The organism is Streptomyces toyocaensis, from assembly GCF_000725125.1.
In the GTDB taxonomy this organism is placed as follows: Bacteria; Actinomycetota; Actinomycetes; order Streptomycetales; family Streptomycetaceae; genus Streptomyces; species Streptomyces toyocaensis.
This window is the reverse complement of the sequence record NZ_JFCB01000019.1, coordinates 40,215-54,572: the sequence shown is the minus strand read 5'-3', so window position 1 is coordinate 54,572 and position 14,358 is coordinate 40,215. Positions and strand designations below refer to the sequence as shown.

Here is a 14,358-nt window from a genome sequence, read left to right as displayed (position 1 = left end):
GGGGTTGCAGCGGCTGCTGGCTGATCATTGGCGAACGGCGGGGGCTGCACCCGACGCCGTCAGTGGAACAGTTTATCGGTCGCGCTTCGCCACGGGTCCCCCTGTCTCGTCTCGCGAGAGCGCTGTGACCTGCGGCACGGGCATTCTCCACGGGCCGGGCGACGTTTGCCAGAGGCGCCACGCCCCCGGCGGACGCGGTTCAGGCGTGCCGGCCGTGAATCAGTCACTCACCGAGGCGCTCGGAAACCAGGTCCCACACGGTGTCGGCCAGGGCCTCCTTCGGGCCGTGCGCGACGGGGGTCTCGCTGCCGTCGGCACCCAGCACCACGGCCTCGTTCTCCTCGGAACCGAAGGTCTTGCGCTCTCCCACCTCGTTCACCACCAGCAGGTCGCAGCCCTTGCGCTTCAGCTTGGCGCGGCCGTTGGCGAGCACGTCGTCGGTCTCGGCGGCGAAGCCGACGATCACCTGTCCGGACCGCACCCGGTCGCCCGAGATCTCCGCGAGGATGTCCGGATTCCGCACCAGGGTGACCGGTTCGGGCTCCTGGCCGTCCTTCTTCTTGATCTTCCCGGCCGCGTAGGCCGCCGGGCGGAAGTCGGCGACGGCCGCCGCCATGACGACGGCGTCCGCGTCGGCGGCGGCGCGCAGGACGGCCTCGCGGAGTTCCACGGCCGTCCCGACGGCGACGACGTCCACACCGGCCGGGTCGGGCAGCGCGGCGTTGGCCGAGACGAGCGTGACGCGGGCGCCCCGGGCGACGGCGGTGCGGGCGAGGGCGTACCCCTGCTTGCCGGAGGAGCGGTTGCCGAGGAAGCGGACGGGGTCGAGGGGCTCGCGGGTGCCTCCGGCGCTGACGACGACGTGCCGGCCCCGGAGGTCCGGCTCGGTGACTCCACGGGCCAGCACCCGGCGGCAGACCTCGAAGATCTCGCCCGGGTCGGGCAGCCGGCCCTTGCCCGTGTCGGCGCCGGTGAGGCGTCCGACGGCCGGCTCGACGACGAGGGCACCGCGGGCGCGCAGCGTCGCCACGTTCTCCTGGGTGGCCGGGTGTTCCCACATCTCCGTGTGCATGGCGGGGGCGAAGACGACCGGGCAGCGGGCGGTGAGCAGGGTGTTGGTGAGGAGGTCGTCGGCCAGGCCGTGGGCCGCCCTGGCCAGCGTGTCCGCCGTGGCCGGGGCGACGACCACCAGGTCGGCGTGCTGCCCGATGCGGACGTGCGGCACCTCGTGGACGTCGTCCCAGACCTCGGTGGAGACCGGGTTGCCGGAGAGGGCGGACCAGGTGGCGGCGCCGACGAAGTGCAGGGCCGAGGCGGTGGGGACGACCCGCACGTCGTGCCCCGACTCCGTCAGCCGCCTGAGCAGCTCACAGGCCTTGTACGCGGCGATGCCGCCGCTGACCCCCAGAACGACCTTCGGCTTGTCCACCGTCTCTCCCCGGAACCTCGGAAACCTGCGACGAACCCCATGAGACACCACAGGCCCGGCAGACGTACTGCCGGGCCTGTGGAAAAGTCAGCCGCGAACTGCCGATACGACGTACTGACCGGTTACTGGCCGGGGCCTTCGACGGCCTCGGAGGTCAGCAGTCCCGCGTTGATCTCGCGCAGGGCGATCGAGAGCGGCTTCTCGTGGACGTGGGTGTCGACGAGGGGACCGACGTACTCGAGCAGACCCTCGCCGAGCTGCGAGTAGTACGCGTTGATCTGGCGGGCCCGCTTGGCCGCGTAGATCACGAGGCTGTACTTCGAGTCCGTGGCCTCGAGGAGCTCGTCGATCGGCGGGTTGATGATGCCCTCGGGCGCGGAGATGGAAGAGGACACGCTCTACCTTCCGATGGATGGGAAAGATTCAGTCGACGCGACCGGTGAACGATTGCTCACGATCACACGACGTTCATCAAGGCTAGCAGCTCGCGGGCCACGTCCTGGACGGAGGTGTTGACCAGGGTGGTGTCGAACTCAGGCTCCGCCGCCAGCTCGGTCTTCGCGGCGCCGAGCCGGCGCTCGATGACCTCGGCCGACTCGGTGCCCCGGCCCGTGAGCCTGCGCACGAGCTCCTCCCAGGAGGGAGGAGCCAGGAACACCAGCTGTGCCTCGGCCATGGACTCGCGGACCTGCCGCGCGCCCTGGAGGTCGATCTCCAGCAGTACGGGCACACCCGCCTCCAGGTGCTCCAGCACCGCCGCGCGGGGCGTGCCGTAGCGGTTCCCGGCGAACTCGGCCCACTCCAGCAGCTCGCCGTTGGCGATCAGCTTGTCCATCTCCTCGTCGGTGACGAAGAAGTAGTGGACCCCGTGCCGCTCACCGGGGCGGGGCGCCCGTGTCGTCGCCGACACCGACAGCCAGACCTCGGGGTGTTCCTTGCGCATATGGGCGACGACCGTGCTCTTGCCGACCCCGGAGGGGCCGGAGAGCACGGTCAGCCGCGGTCGTTCACTCATGCAGCGATTATTCCAGTAGTCCCGGGCTGTCCAGAACTCAGGAGCCGGTGCTGCCGAACTCGCGCTCCAGGGAGGCGATCTGGTTGGAACCGAGACCCCGCACGCGGCGGCTCTCGGAGATGCCCAGTCGCTCCATGATCTGCTTGGCGCGGACCTTGCCCACGCCCGGCAGGGACTCGAGCAGGGCGGAGACCTTCATCTTGCCGATGACGTCGTTCTCCTGGCCCTGCTTGATGACCTCGTGAAGGGAGGCGCCGGAGTGCTTGAGTCGATTCTTGACCTCGGCCCGCTCCCGGCGAGCCGCGGCGGCCTTTTCGAGCGCGGCTGCGCGCTGTTCAGGGGTAAGGGGCGGAAGAGCCACGCCTACGTCACCTCGGATGTCGAACTGTCGGATACGGACCGGTGAGGAACCTAGTCGCCCCACACCTGGGGAGCCACGAGCAACACGCCTGCCCGTTCTCCCCCACTGCTTGAAGGGCGTGGGAGGCACCCCCACTCGTCGGAGACTAGCGGCCAATGCCGCCCGAGTCAGCGAGAACAGCGGAAAAGTCCTGGTCAGCCTCCGTCAGGCCGGACATTAAGGACATAATCCCCCCGTTTTGGGGTGGTAGCCAGAGTGCGGCGACCTCGGAATCGGCCGTCGGCGGACTTCAGGCAGCCGTCACCGCGGCACGCACGTCCTCCGCGAAGCGGTCCGCCGCGTCACGCAGAGCGACCACGTCGGGACCGTGGCGCAACACACCCCGGCTGACGTTCGGCACCACGTTGCGCACCGCCCTGCCGAACACCGCCGGGAGGTCGGCCGCGGTGGCCCCCTGCGCGCCGATGCCGGGCGCCAGGATAGGACCGCCCATGTCCAGGTCGTACGAGGACAGGTCACCGAGGGTGGCGCCCACCACCGCGCCGAAGGACCCGAGCGGCTCCTCGCCGGCGTTCTCCAGGGCCAGGTGCCCGAGCATGGTCGCCCCGACGGTGCGTCCGTCCGCGCGGACCGCGTGCTGCACCTCGCCACCCTCCGGGTTGGAGGTCAGCGCCAGCACGAACAGGCCGGTGCCGGTCTCCCGGGCCAGCGCGACGGCCGGGCTCAGCGAGCCGTAACCGAGGTACGGCGAGACGGTGAGCGCGTCGGAGAACAGGGGGGCGTCCCTGTGCAGGAACGACTCGGCGTAGGCGGCCATGGTGGAGCCGATGTCACCGCGCTTGGCGTCCATCACGACCAGCGCCCCGGCTTCCCGTGCCTCCTGGACCGTCCGCTCCAGCACGGCGATGCCGCGCGAGCCGAAGCGCTCGAAGAAGGCGCTCTGCGGCTTCAGCACGGCGACCCGGCCGGCGATTGCCTCGACGACGGTCCGGCTGAACCGCTCCAAGCCCCTCACGTCGTCGCTGAGGCCCCACTCGGCGAGCAGGGAGGCGTGCGGGTCGATGCCCACGCAGAGCGGGCCCCGCTCGTCCATCGCGCGGCGCAGGCGCGCGCCGAAGGGTGCCAGACCGGTCATGCCGTCGTCCTCACGTCGGCGCCCACCGCGTCGGCGAGCGTGGCGTAGGGGCTGGTGCGCAGTCGCGCGGCGAGCCCCTTGTGCATGGCGCGGCCCCAGAAGGGGCCCTCGTAGATGAACGCGCTGTAGCCCTGCACCAGCGTGGCACCGGCCAGGATGCGCTGCCAGGCGTCCTCGGCGTTCTCGATGCCGCCGACGCCGACCAGGGTGATGCGGTCGCCCACGCGCGCGTAGAGGCGGCGCAGCACGGCCAGTGAGTGCGCCTTCAGGGGGGCGCCGGACAGGCCACCGGTCTCCCGGACGACGGCGGGATCGGAGGTCAGGCCGAGTCCCTCGCGGGCGATGGTGGTGTTGGTGGCGATGATGCCGTCCAGGCCGAGTTCCACGGCGAGGTCGGCGACGGCGTCGACGTCCTCGTCCGCGAGGTCGGGGGCGATCTTCACCAGCAGCGGCACCCGGCGGGCCGGGACCGCGCGGTCGGCGGCCTCGCGGACGGCGGCGAGCAGCGGGCGCAGGTGGTCCACGGCCTGGAGGTCGCGCAGTCCGGGCGTGTTCGGCGAGGAGACGTTGACGACCAGGTAGTCGGCGTGCGGTGCGAGCCGCTCGGCGGACTTCACGTAGTCGGCGACGGCCTCGGACTCCGGGACGGCCTTGGTCTTGCCGATGTTGACGCCGACCACCGTCCTGAAGACGGGCGCGCGGGAGGCCAGGCGCGCCGCGACGGCGAGCGAGCCCTCGTTGTTGAAGCCCATGCGGTTGATCAGGGCCCGGTCCGCGACCAGACGGAACAGCCGCTTCCTGGGGTTGCCGGGCTGCGGCTCCCCCGTGACGGTGCCGACCTCGACGTGGTCGAAGCCCAGCATCGCCATGCCGTCGATGCCGACGGCGTTCTTGTCGAAGCCCGCGGCGAGACCGAAGGGGCTGTGCAGGCGCAGCCCGAGGGCCTCGGTGCGCAGTTCCGGGTGGCGGGGGGCGAGCACGGCGGCGACGAAGGTCCGCAGCACGGGGACGCGCGCGACCCGGCGGATCCAGCGGAAGGCCAGGTGGTGGGCCTGCTCCGGGTCCATCCGCCGGAAGAGCAGAGTGAAGAGAATCTTGTACATGGTGTCCTCATGAAGAGGGGGACACCGTTTCCGGTGTCCCCCTGGGGGCGGCTGCTAGTCGCGGGCCGCGGTCAGATGTTCCGCGTGTTCCTGGAGGGAGCGCACGCCCACCTCCCCGCGGTTGAGCGCGTCGATGCCCTGGACGGCGGCGGCGAGCGCCTGGACCGTCGTCAGGCAGGGCACGGACCGGGCCACGGCGGCCGTACGGATGTCGTAGCCGTCGAGGCGGCCGCCGGTGCCGTACGGGGTGTTGACGATGAGGTCGACCTCGCCGTCGTGGATGAGCTGGACGATGGTCTTCTCGCCGTTCGGGCCGGTGCCCTCGGACTGCTTCCGCACGACCGTGGCGTTGATGCCGTTGCGCTTGAGGACCTCGGCGGTGCCGGAGGTGGCCAGCAGCTCGAAGCCGTGCGCCACCAGCTCCCGCGCGGGGAAGATCATCGAACGCTTGTCGCGGTTGGCGACCGAGATGAACGCGCGTCCCTTGGTCGGCAGCGGGCCGTAGGCGCCCGACTGGGACTTGGCGTACGCCGTGCCGAAGACCGAGTCGATGCCCATGACCTCGCCGGTGGAGCGCATCTCGGGGCCGAGCACGGTGTCGACGCCGCGGCCGTGGATGTCCCGGAAGCGGGACCACGGCATCACGGCCTCCTTGACGGAGATCGGCGCGTCCAGCGGCAGCTCGCCGCCGTCACCCTTCGCCGGGAGCAGACCCTCGCCGCGCAGTTCGGCGATGGTCGCGCCGAGCGAGATCCGTGCGGCGGCCTTCGCCAGCGGCACCGCGGTCGCCTTCGAGGTGAAGGGCACGGTGCGCGAGGCGCGCGGGTTGGCCTCCAGGACGTAGAGGATGTCCCCGGCCAGCGCGAACTGGATGTTGATCAGGCCGCGCACACCGACGCCGCGTGCGATGGCCTCCGTGGAGGCGCGCAGCCGCTTGATGTCGAAGCCGCCGAGGGTGATCGGGGGCAGGGCGCACGCCGAGTCGCCGGAGTGGATGCCGGCCTCCTCGATGTGCTCCATGACGCCACCGAGGTAGAGCTCCTCGCCGTCGTACAGCGCGTCGACGTCGATCTCTATGGCGTCGTCGAGGAAGCGGTCGACGAGCACCGGCCGCGAGGGGCTGATCTCGGTCGACTCGGCGATGTAGGACTCCAGCCGGGTCTCGTCGTAGACGATCTCCATGCCGCGGCCGCCGAGCACGTAGGACGGGCGGACGAGGACCGGGTAGCCGATCTCGTCGGCGATGGCCTTGGCCTCCACGAAGGTGGTGGCGGTGCCGTGCTTGGGGGCCGGCAGGCCGGCCTCCTTGAGGACCCGGCCGAAGGCGCCGCGGTCCTCGGCGGCGTGGATGGCCTCCGGGGAGGTGCCGACGATCGGCACGCCGTTGTCCTTCAGCGCCTGCGACAGGCCGAGCGGGGTCTGGCCGCCGAGCTGGACGACGACGCCCGCGACCGGTCCGGCCTGCTGCTCGGCGTGGACGATCTCCAGGACGTCCTCCAGGGTGAGCGGCTCGAAGTACAGCCGGTCGGAGGTGTCGTAGTCGGTGGAGACCGTCTCCGGGTTGCAGTTGACCATCACGGTCTCGTAGCCGGCGTCGCTGAGGGCGAAGGAGGCGTGGACGCAGGAGTAGTCGAACTCGATGCCCTGGCCGATGCGGTTCGGGCCGGAACCCAGGATGATCACCGCGGGCTTCTCGCGCGGCGAGACCTCGGTCTCCTCGTCGTAGGAGGAGTAGAAGTAAGGCGTCCTCGCGGCGAACTCGGCGGCGCAGGTGTCGACGGTCTTGTAGACCGGGCGGATGCCCAGCGCGTGCCGGACCTCGCGGACGACGTCCTCGCGCAGGCCGCGGATCTCACCGATCTGCTGGTCGGAGAAGCCGTGCCGCTTGGCCTCGGCGAGCAGCTCGCGGGTCAGCTCCGGGGCCCCGGCGAGGTCGTCGGCGATCTCCTTGATGAGGAAGAGCTGGTCGACGAACCAGGGGTCGATCTTCGTGGCGTCGAAGACCTCCTCCGGGGTGGCGCCCGCGCGGATGGCCCCCATGACCGCGTTGATCCGGCCGTCGGTGGGACGGACCGCCTCACGCAGCAGCTCGGCCTTGTCGCCCGCCTCGCCGACGAAGGTGAACTGGCTGCCCTTCTTCTCCAGCGAGCGCAGCGCCTTCTGGAACGCCTCGGTGAAGTTGCGGCCGATGGCCATGGCCTCGCCGACCGACTTCATGGTGGTGGTCAGTGTGGAGTCGGCGGAGGGGAACTTCTCGAAGGCGAAGCGGGGCGCCTTCACCACCACGTAGTCGAGCGTCGGCTCGAAGGAGGCCGGGGTCTCCTGCGTGATGTCGTTGGGGATCTCGTCGAGGGTGTAGCCGACGGCGAGCTTGGCGGCGATCTTGGCGATGGGGAAACCGGTCGCCTTGGAGGCGAGCGCCGAGGAGCGCGACACGCGCGGGTTCATCTCGATGACGATGACCCGGCCGTCCTCGGGGTTCACCGCGAACTGGATGTTGCAGCCGCCGGTGTCGACGCCGACCTCGCGGATGACGGCGATGCCGATGTCGCGCAGGATCTGGTACTCGCGGTCGGTGAGCGTCATCGCCGGGGCGACGGTGATGGAGTCACCGGTGTGCACGCCCATGGGGTCGAAGTTCTCGATGGAGCAGACGACCACGACGTTGTCGTGCTTGTCGCGCATCAGCTCCAGCTCGTACTCCTTCCAGCCGAGGATGGACTCCTCCAGGAGCACCTCGGTGGTCGGCGAGAGGGTGAGGCCCTGTCCGGCGATGCGGCGCAGCTCCTCCTCGTCGTGGGCGAAGCCGGAGCCGGCGCCGCCCATGGTGAAGGAGGGGCGGACGACGACCGGGTAGCCGCCGAGCTCCTCGACCCCCTTGAGGACGTCGTCCATGGAGTGGCAGATGTAGGACCGGGCGGACTCGCCGTGCCCGATCTTCTTGCGGACCTCCTCCACGACCTCCTTGAACTGGTCGCGGTCCTCGCCCTTGTGGATCGCCTCGACGTTGGCTCCGATCAGCTCGACGCCGTACTTGTCGAGAACGCCGTTCTCGTGCAGCGAGATCGCGGCGTTGAGCGCGGTCTGGCCGCCCAGGGTGGGCAGCAGGGCGTCGGGCCGCTCCTTGGCGATGATCTTCTCGACGAACTCGGGGGTGATCGGCTCGACGTAGGTGGCGTCGGCGATCTCCGGGTCGGTCATGATCGTCGCCGGGTTGGAGTTGACCAGGACGACCCGCAGGCCCTCGGCCTTGAGGACGCGGCACGCCTGGGTGCCGGAATAGTCGAACTCGGCGGCCTGGCCGATGACGATCGGGCCGGAGCCGATGACCAGGACGGACTGGATATCGGTGCGCTTAGGCACGCTGGCCCTCCATCAGGACGGTGCTCATCAAAGACGTGAAGCGGTCGAACAGGTAGGCGGCGTCGTGCGGGCCCGCTGCCGCTTCGGGGTGGTACTGGACGCTGAAGGCGGGCTTGTCGAGCAGCCGGAGGCCCTCCACCACGTTGTCGTTGAGGCAGACGTGGGACACCTCGGCGCGGCCGAACGGGGTGTCGGACACCTCGTCCAGCGGCGCGTCGACGGCGAAGCCGTGGTTGTGCGCGGTGACCTCGACCTTGCCGGTCGTCCGGTCCTGCACCGGCTGGTTGATGCCGCGGTGGCCGTACTTCAGCTTGTAGGTGCCGAAGCCGAGGGCACGGCCCAGGATCTGGTTGCCGAAGCAGATGCCGAACAGCGGGGTGCCCCGCTCCAGGACCGCCTGCATCAGGGCGACCGGGTGGTCGGCGGTGGCGGGGTCGCCGGGGCCGTTGGAGAAGAACACGCCGTCCGGGTTCACCGCGTAGACGTCGTCCACGGTCGCCGTGGCCGGCAGGACGTGCACCTCGATGCCGCGTTCGGCCATGCGCCGGGGGGTCATGCCCTTGATGCCGAGGTCCACGGCGGCGACGGTGAACTTCTTCTCGCCGATGGCCGGGACGACGTACGGCTCGGTGGTGGCGACCTCGGCGGACAGGTCGGCGCCCTTCATCCCGGGCACCTCCTGGACCCGGGCGAGCAGTGCCGCGTCGTCGCCCACGGCGTCGCCGCTGAAGATGCCGACGCGCATGGCGCCGCGCTCGCGCAGGTGCCGGGTGAGGGCGCGCGTGTCGACGCCGCTGATGCCGACGACGCCCTGCGCGGCGAGCTCGTCGTCCAGTGAGCGCGTCGAGCGCCAGTTGGAGGGCACGCGCGCGGGGTCGCGGACGACGTAGCCGGAGACCCAGATCCTGCGGGACTCCATGTCCTCGTCGTTCACGCCGGTGTTGCCCACGTGCGGGGCGGTCATCACGACGACCTGGCGGTGGTAGGACGGGTCGGTGAGGGTCTCCTGGTAGCCGGTCATCCCGGTGGAGAACACCGCTTCGCCGAAGGTCTCCCCCACAGCCCCGTAGGCACGGCCACGGAAGATCCGGCCGTCCTCCAGGACGAGTACGGCGGGAACCTTCACGGTTCCCCTGGTGGAGGTTGTCATCGTGCGCCTTCCGTCTTGACGATCATGTGGTTGAGGGCTTCGACCCACTGGTTGTGCTCGGCCGCGTGGTCGGAGCGGAAGCCGGAGTCGATCAGCCGCTCGCCGTGCGCCCAGGTGACGACCAGCAGACCGCCCTCGGTGAGGACCTTGCCGGCGATGCCCTTGTCGAGCCGGGCGCCGCGCAGCGCGTCCGCCGGGACGAAGAAGTCGTCCGCTCCTGGCCGTACGACGTCCAGTCCCGCCTCCGTGAGCGTGAGCTCGGCCCGGCTGCGGGTGCCCAGGCCGTGCGCCACGATGCGGTCGAGCCACTGACCGGCGGTGGTGGAGCCGTGGTAGCGGCCGCTCATGCTCAGTCTCACCGGTCCGGGGTCGTCCGGCGCGCCCGGCAGCTCGGGCAGGTCCCCCTGGAGCGTGCCGCGCCACTTCCAGCCCTCGCGCATCAGCCAGTAGACGAGCGCGACGAAGAGGGCGAGTCCGACGACCCAGCCGATCCGGGCGGCCCAGTCGGTCACTTCCGCCGATTCCTTCTCGGCGGCCAGCAGGATTACAGGTGTCACGTGAGCTTCCCGTCGACGAGCGTGGCCTTGCCCCGGAGCCAGGTGTGCGTGACACGGCCCGGCAGCTCGCGGCCCTCGTACGGAGTGTTGCGGCTGCGCGAGGCGAAGCCCGCGGGGTCCACGGGACCACGGTATGCCGTGTCGACGAGGGTGAGGTTGGCGGGCTCACCTGCCGAGACGGGACGGCCGTGGCCCTCCGCCCTTCCGATGCGCGCGGGCTTGAAGGACATGCGGTCGGCGACGCCGGCCCAGTCCAGCAGGCCCGTGCCGACCATCGTCTCCTGGACCACCGACAGCGCGGTCTCCAGGCCGACCATGCCCATGGCCGCGGCGGCCCACTCGCAGTCCTTGTCCTCGTGCGGGTGCGGGGCGTGGTCGGTGGCGACGATGTCGATCGTGCCGTCGGCGAGCGCCTCGCGCAGCGCCATGACGTCGCGCTCGGTGCGCAGCGGCGGGTTGACCTTGTAGACCGGGTTGTAGGTCCGCACCAGTTCGTCGGTGAGGAGGAGATGGTGCGGGGTGACCTCGGCGGTGACGTCGATGCCGCGGGACTTGGCCCAGCGCACGATCTCGACGCTGCCGGCCGTGGACAGGTGGCAGATGTGGACGCGGGAACCGACGTGCTCGGCGAGCAGCACGTCCCGGGCGATGACCGACTCCTCGGCGACGGCCGGCCAGCCGCCGAGCCCCAGCTCCGCGGAGACGACACCCTCGTTCATCTGGGCGCCCTCGGTCAGCCGCGGCTCCTGCGCGTGCTGGGCGACGACCCCGCCGAAGGCCTTCACGTACTCCAGCGCGCGGCGCATGATCACGGCGTCGTGGACGCACTTGCCGTCGTCGGAGAAGACGGTGACGCCGGCCGCTGACTCGTGCATGGCGCCCAGCTCGGCGAGTTTCCGCCCCTCCAGGCCGACGGTGACGGCGCCGACGGGCCGCACGTCGCAGTAGCCGTGCTCCCTGCCGAGCCGCCAGACCTGCTCGACGACGCCGGCGGTGTCGGCGACCGGGAAGGTGTTGGCCATGGCGAACACGGCCGTGTAGCCGCCGCTCGCCGCGGACCGGGTGCCGGTCAGCACGGTCTCGGAGTCCTCGCGGCCGGGCTCGCGGAGGTGCGTGTGCAGGTCCACCAGGCCCGGCAGCAGCACCTTGCCGCCGGCCTCGACGACCTCGGCGCCCTCGCCGGACAGGCCGGTGCCGACCTGCGTGATCGTTTCACCGTCGATCAGGACGTCCTGCGGCTCGCCGCCGAGCACCTTCGCACCACGGATCAGGGTCTTGCTCATGGTTGTTACTTCTCCTCGGTGGTACGGGCGTGGGTAACGGCGGGTTCGTTGCCGCCCAGCAGCAGGTAGAGAACGGCCATGCGGATGGAGACGCCGTTGGTGACCTGCTCGATCACGGTGCAGCGGTCGGAGTCCGCGACCTCGGCGGTGATCTCCATGCCGCGGACCATCGGGCCGGGGTGCATCACGATGGCGTGCTCGGGCATGCGCGCCATGCGGTCGCCGTCGAGGCCGTAGCGGCGCGAGTACTCCCGCTCCGTGGGGAAGAACGCGGCGTTCATCCGCTCGCGCTGGACGCGCAGCATCATCACGGCGTCGGACTTGGTCAGCGTGGAGTCGAGGTCGTAGGACACCTCGCAGGGCCAGGTGTCGACGCCGACCGGCAGCAGGGTCGGCGGGGCGACGAGGGTGACCTCGGCGCCGAGGGTGTGGAGCAGGTCGACGTTGGAGCGGGCGACCCGGCTGTGCAGGACGTCGCCGACGACGGTGATGCGCCGGCCGGAGAGGTCCTGTCCGATCCCGGCGTCCCGGCCGACGAGCCGGCGGCGCATGGTGAAGGCGTCGAGGAGCGCCTGGGTGGGGTGCTGGTGGGTGCCGTCGCCCGCGTTGATGACGTGGGCGTCGATCCAGCCGGAGGTGGCCAGTCGGTACGGGGCTCCGGAGGCGCCGTGCCGGATGACCACGGCGTCCACGCCCATGGCCTCCAGGGTCTGGGCGGTGTCCTTGAGGGACTCCCCCTTGGAGACGCTGGAGCCCTTGGCGGTGAAGTTGATGACGTCCGCGGACAGGCGCTTCTCCGCGGCCTCGAAGGAGATGCGCGTGCGCGTGGAGTCCTCGAAGAAGAGGTTCACGACCGTGCGGCCGCGCAGGGTCGGCAGTTTCTTGATCGGCCGGTCGGCGACCCGGGCCATCTCCTCGGCGGTGTCGAGGATGAGGACGGCGTCGTCGCGGGTGAGGTCGGCGGCCGAGATGAGATGACGCTGCATCTGTCAGGCTCCGTATAGCAGTTCAAAGAGGCGAAATCGGGCAGACGGGTACGCGCGAGGGCGTGCCGGGCCGGCGCACGCCTCCGGCGTGCGCGCGCGGTGCTACTGGGCGGTCCGCTTCGCGCCGAGCAGCACGGTGTCGCGACCGTCCTCCTCGGCGAGCAGGACCTTGACCGTCTCCCGCAGCGACGTGGGCAGGTTCTTGCCGACGTAGTCGGCGCGGATGGGCAGTTCGCGGTGGCCGCGGTCGACGAGGACGGCGAGCTGGACCGCGCGCGGGCGCCCGATGTCGTTCAGCGCGTCGAGGGCGGCTCGGATGGTGCGGCCGGAGAAGAGCACGTCGTCGACGAGGACGACGAGCCGGCCGTCGATGCCGTCACCGGGGATCTCGGTGCGGGCCAGCGCACGCGGCGGGTGCATGCGCAGGTCGTCGCGGTACATGGTGATGTCGAGCGAGCCGACCGGGACCTTGCGCTCGGTGATCTGCTCGAGCTTGGCGGCGAGCCGCTGGGCGAGGAAGACGCCTCTGGTCGGGATGCCGAGGAGCACCACGTCGTCGGCGCCCTTGGCGCGCTCGACGATCTCGTGGGTGATGCGGGTCAGCACCCGCGCGATGTCAGGGCCTTCGAGAACGGGCCGGGCATCGGACTGCGGATTCTGCGGTTCCTGCGTGTCCATACGAAACGGACCTCCTTCTCCGCCTCACGGGACGGACCTTAAAGGACGTCGGATTGCGCCACTCAGGCTATCAGGCCGGGATCCACGCGGAGCGACACCCCCGATCACTCCAATGGCGTAGCCGATCTTCGCTACCACGGAAGCGTCGGTGTGGACCATTCGGCTTGACGCACGAGAGTAACGCTGCGTAACCTCACAGTGAGTTACCAGCCGCGCGGCATGGAAACCAGCCAGAGCCGCGTCGACACAGTGCCGGGGAGCTATATGTCCAGCGAATACGCCAAACAGCTCGGGGCCAAGCTCCGGGCGATCCGCACCCAGCAGGGCCTTTCCCTCCACGGTGTCGAGGAGAAGTCCCAGGGCCGCTGGAAGGCGGTCGTGGTCGGTTCGTACGAGCGCGGCGACCGCGCCGTGACCGTGCAGCGCCTCGCGGAGCTGGCGGACTTCTACGGTGTTCCGGTGCAGGAGCTGCTGCCGGGTACGACCCCGGGCGGCGCCGCCGAGCCGCCGCCGAAGCTGGTCCTCGACCTGGAGCGGCTGGCCACGGTGCCGGCCGAGAAGGCGGGCCCGCTGCAGCGCTACGCGGCGACGATCCAGTCCCAGCACGGTGACTACAACGGCAAGGTGCTCTCCATCCGCCAGGACGACCTGCGCACCCTCGCCGTCATCTACGACCAGTCGCCCTCGGTCCTCACCGAGCAGCTGATCAGCTGGGGCGTCCTGGACGCGGACGCGCGCCGCGCGGTCGCCACGCACGAGGAGGCGTAACCGCTCCGCGGGTACGCAGAAACGTGCCGCCGGGGTGATCGGACCCACATGGTCCGATCACCCCGGCGGTTTTCGTTCCCCATGCCCCTGAGGGCGCTTCTACTCCCGGCGCAGCGACGGCTTGAGCTCCTTGAGCCGGCCGAGCAGCCCGTTCACGAACGAGGGCGACTCGTCGGTGGAGAACTCCTTCGCCAGCTGCACCATCTCGTCGAGGACGACCGCGTCCGGGGTCTCGTCGACCCAGATCAGCTCGTACGCGCCGAGACGCAGGATGCTGCGGTCGACGACCGGCATCCGGCCGAGGGTCCAGCCGACCGAGTACTGGGAGATCAGCTCGTCGATGCGCTTCGCGTGTTCCGCGTAGCCCTCGACGAGCTGCATCGTGTACTCGCTCACCGGCGGCTGCCGGGTGTCGGTCCGGGAGTGCCGGATCCAGTCGGCGAGGACCGTCAGGACCTCGGTGCCGCGCTGGTCGCCCTCGAAGAGGATCTGGAAGGCACGTTTGCGGGCCGTGTTGCGGGCAGCCACGG

At 70.5% G+C, this 14,358-nt stretch carries 14 protein-coding genes; 1 reads left to right on the top strand and 13 read right to left on the bottom strand.

Features of this window, described 5'->3' with window-relative positions; genetic code table 11:
* Nucleotides 1-223 precede the first annotated feature (223 nt).
* From coaBC to pyrR, 12 genes are all read right to left on the bottom strand, one after another.
* On the bottom strand, nucleotides 224-1,429 hold the full coding sequence (coaBC, locus tag BU52_RS20560; RefSeq protein ID WP_037936471.1) for a bifunctional phosphopantothenoylcysteine decarboxylase/phosphopantothenate--cysteine ligase CoaBC: 1,206 nt from the start codon (nucleotides 1,427-1,429) through the stop codon (nucleotides 224-226).
* Between the two features lie 122 nt (nucleotides 1,430-1,551).
* On the bottom strand, nucleotides 1,552-1,824 hold the full coding sequence (gene rpoZ / locus BU52_RS20555; RefSeq protein ID WP_004933985.1) for a DNA-directed RNA polymerase subunit omega: 273 nt from the start codon (nucleotides 1,822-1,824) through the stop codon (nucleotides 1,552-1,554).
* 62 nt (nucleotides 1,825-1,886) lie between these two features.
* Complete coding sequence (gene gmk / locus BU52_RS20550; RefSeq protein ID WP_037936470.1) at nucleotides 1,887-2,444, bottom strand: guanylate kinase; 558 nt, start codon at nucleotides 2,442-2,444, stop codon at nucleotides 1,887-1,889.
* 37 nt (nucleotides 2,445-2,481) lie between these two features.
* On the bottom strand, nucleotides 2,482-2,805 hold the full coding sequence (locus tag BU52_RS20545; RefSeq protein ID WP_003977346.1) for an integration host factor: 324 nt from the start codon (nucleotides 2,803-2,805) through the stop codon (nucleotides 2,482-2,484).
* Between the two features lie 289 nt (nucleotides 2,806-3,094).
* Nucleotides 3,095-3,940, bottom strand: coding sequence for an orotidine-5'-phosphate decarboxylase (gene pyrF, locus BU52_RS20540; protein ID WP_037936467.1), 846 nt, complete (start codon nucleotides 3,938-3,940; stop codon nucleotides 3,095-3,097).
* Nucleotides 3,937-5,043 carry a quinone-dependent dihydroorotate dehydrogenase gene (locus BU52_RS20535; protein ID WP_037936465.1) on the bottom strand — a complete coding sequence of 369 codons (1,107 nt, stop codon included), beginning with the start codon at nucleotides 5,041-5,043 and terminating at the stop codon, nucleotides 3,937-3,939. The genes pyrF and BU52_RS20535 overlap by 4 nt, the downstream gene beginning before the upstream one ends.
* Nucleotides 5,044-5,097: 54 nt before the next feature.
* Nucleotides 5,098-8,406, bottom strand: a complete 3,309-nt coding sequence (gene carB, locus BU52_RS20530; RefSeq protein ID WP_037936462.1) for a carbamoyl-phosphate synthase large subunit — start codon at nucleotides 8,404-8,406, stop codon at nucleotides 5,098-5,100.
* Nucleotides 8,399-9,556, bottom strand: a complete 1,158-nt coding sequence (gene carA, locus BU52_RS20525; protein ID WP_037936461.1) for a glutamine-hydrolyzing carbamoyl-phosphate synthase small subunit — start codon at nucleotides 9,554-9,556, stop codon at nucleotides 8,399-8,401. The genes carB and carA overlap by 8 nt, the downstream gene beginning before the upstream one ends.
* Nucleotides 9,553-10,113, bottom strand: a complete 561-nt coding sequence (locus BU52_RS20520) for a PH-like domain-containing protein (RefSeq protein ID WP_037936459.1) — start codon at nucleotides 10,111-10,113, stop codon at nucleotides 9,553-9,555. Before BU52_RS20520 ends, carA begins: the two co-directional genes overlap by 4 nt.
* On the bottom strand, nucleotides 10,110-11,396 hold the full coding sequence (locus BU52_RS20515; RefSeq protein WP_037936457.1) for a dihydroorotase: 1,287 nt from the start codon (nucleotides 11,394-11,396) through the stop codon (nucleotides 10,110-10,112). Before BU52_RS20515 ends, BU52_RS20520 begins: the two co-directional genes overlap by 4 nt.
* A gap of 5 nt (nucleotides 11,397-11,401) precedes the next feature.
* Nucleotides 11,402-12,382: an aspartate carbamoyltransferase catalytic subunit gene (locus tag BU52_RS20510; protein ID WP_037936456.1), complete on the bottom strand. Its 981-nt coding sequence runs from the start codon at nucleotides 12,380-12,382 to the stop codon at nucleotides 11,402-11,404.
* Between the two features lie 102 nt (nucleotides 12,383-12,484).
* A complete protein-coding gene (gene pyrR, locus BU52_RS20505) occupies nucleotides 12,485-13,060 on the bottom strand; it encodes a bifunctional pyr operon transcriptional regulator/uracil phosphoribosyltransferase PyrR (protein ID WP_037936455.1) in 576 nt (191 codons plus the stop codon).
* Between the two features lie 264 nt (nucleotides 13,061-13,324).
* Between pyrR and bldD the strand changes: the two genes are divergently transcribed.
* Nucleotides 13,325-13,828 carry a transcriptional regulator BldD gene (bldD, locus tag BU52_RS20500; protein ID WP_037936452.1) on the top strand — a complete coding sequence of 168 codons (504 nt, stop codon included), beginning with the start codon at nucleotides 13,325-13,327 and terminating at the stop codon, nucleotides 13,826-13,828.
* Between the two features lie 99 nt (nucleotides 13,829-13,927).
* Here bldD and nusB read toward each other — a convergent pair whose 3' ends face one another.
* On the bottom strand, nucleotides 13,928-14,356 hold the full coding sequence (nusB, locus tag BU52_RS20495) for a transcription antitermination factor NusB (RefSeq protein WP_037936449.1): 429 nt from the start codon (nucleotides 14,354-14,356) through the stop codon (nucleotides 13,928-13,930).
* Nucleotides 14,357-14,358 lie beyond the last annotated feature (2 nt).

Bases quoted from the DNA above. Each gene is read 5' to 3' on its own strand.
- gmk (WP_037936470.1), bottom strand. From the start codon at position 2,444: ATGAGTGAACGACCGCGGCTGACCGTGCTCTCCGGCCCCTCCGGGGTC.
- pyrF (WP_037936467.1), bottom strand. From the start codon at position 3,940: ATGACCGGTCTGGCACCCTTCGGCGCGCGCCTGCGCCGCGCGATGGAC.
- BU52_RS20535 (WP_037936465.1), bottom strand. From the start codon at position 5,043: ATGTACAAGATTCTCTTCACTCTGCTCTTCCGGCGGATGGACCCGGAG.
- carA (WP_037936461.1), bottom strand. From the start codon at position 9,556: ATGACAACCTCCACCAGGGGAACCGTGAAGGTTCCCGCCGTACTCGTC.
- BU52_RS20515 (WP_037936457.1), bottom strand. From the start codon at position 11,396: ATGAGCAAGACCCTGATCCGTGGTGCGAAGGTGCTCGGCGGCGAGCCG.
- BU52_RS20510 (WP_037936456.1), bottom strand. From the start codon at position 12,382: ATGCAGCGTCATCTCATCTCGGCCGCCGACCTCACCCGCGACGACGCC.
- pyrR (WP_037936455.1), bottom strand. From the start codon at position 13,060: ATGGACACGCAGGAACCGCAGAATCCGCAGTCCGATGCCCGGCCCGTT.
- bldD (WP_037936452.1), top strand. From the start codon at position 13,325: ATGTCCAGCGAATACGCCAAACAGCTCGGGGCCAAGCTCCGGGCGATC.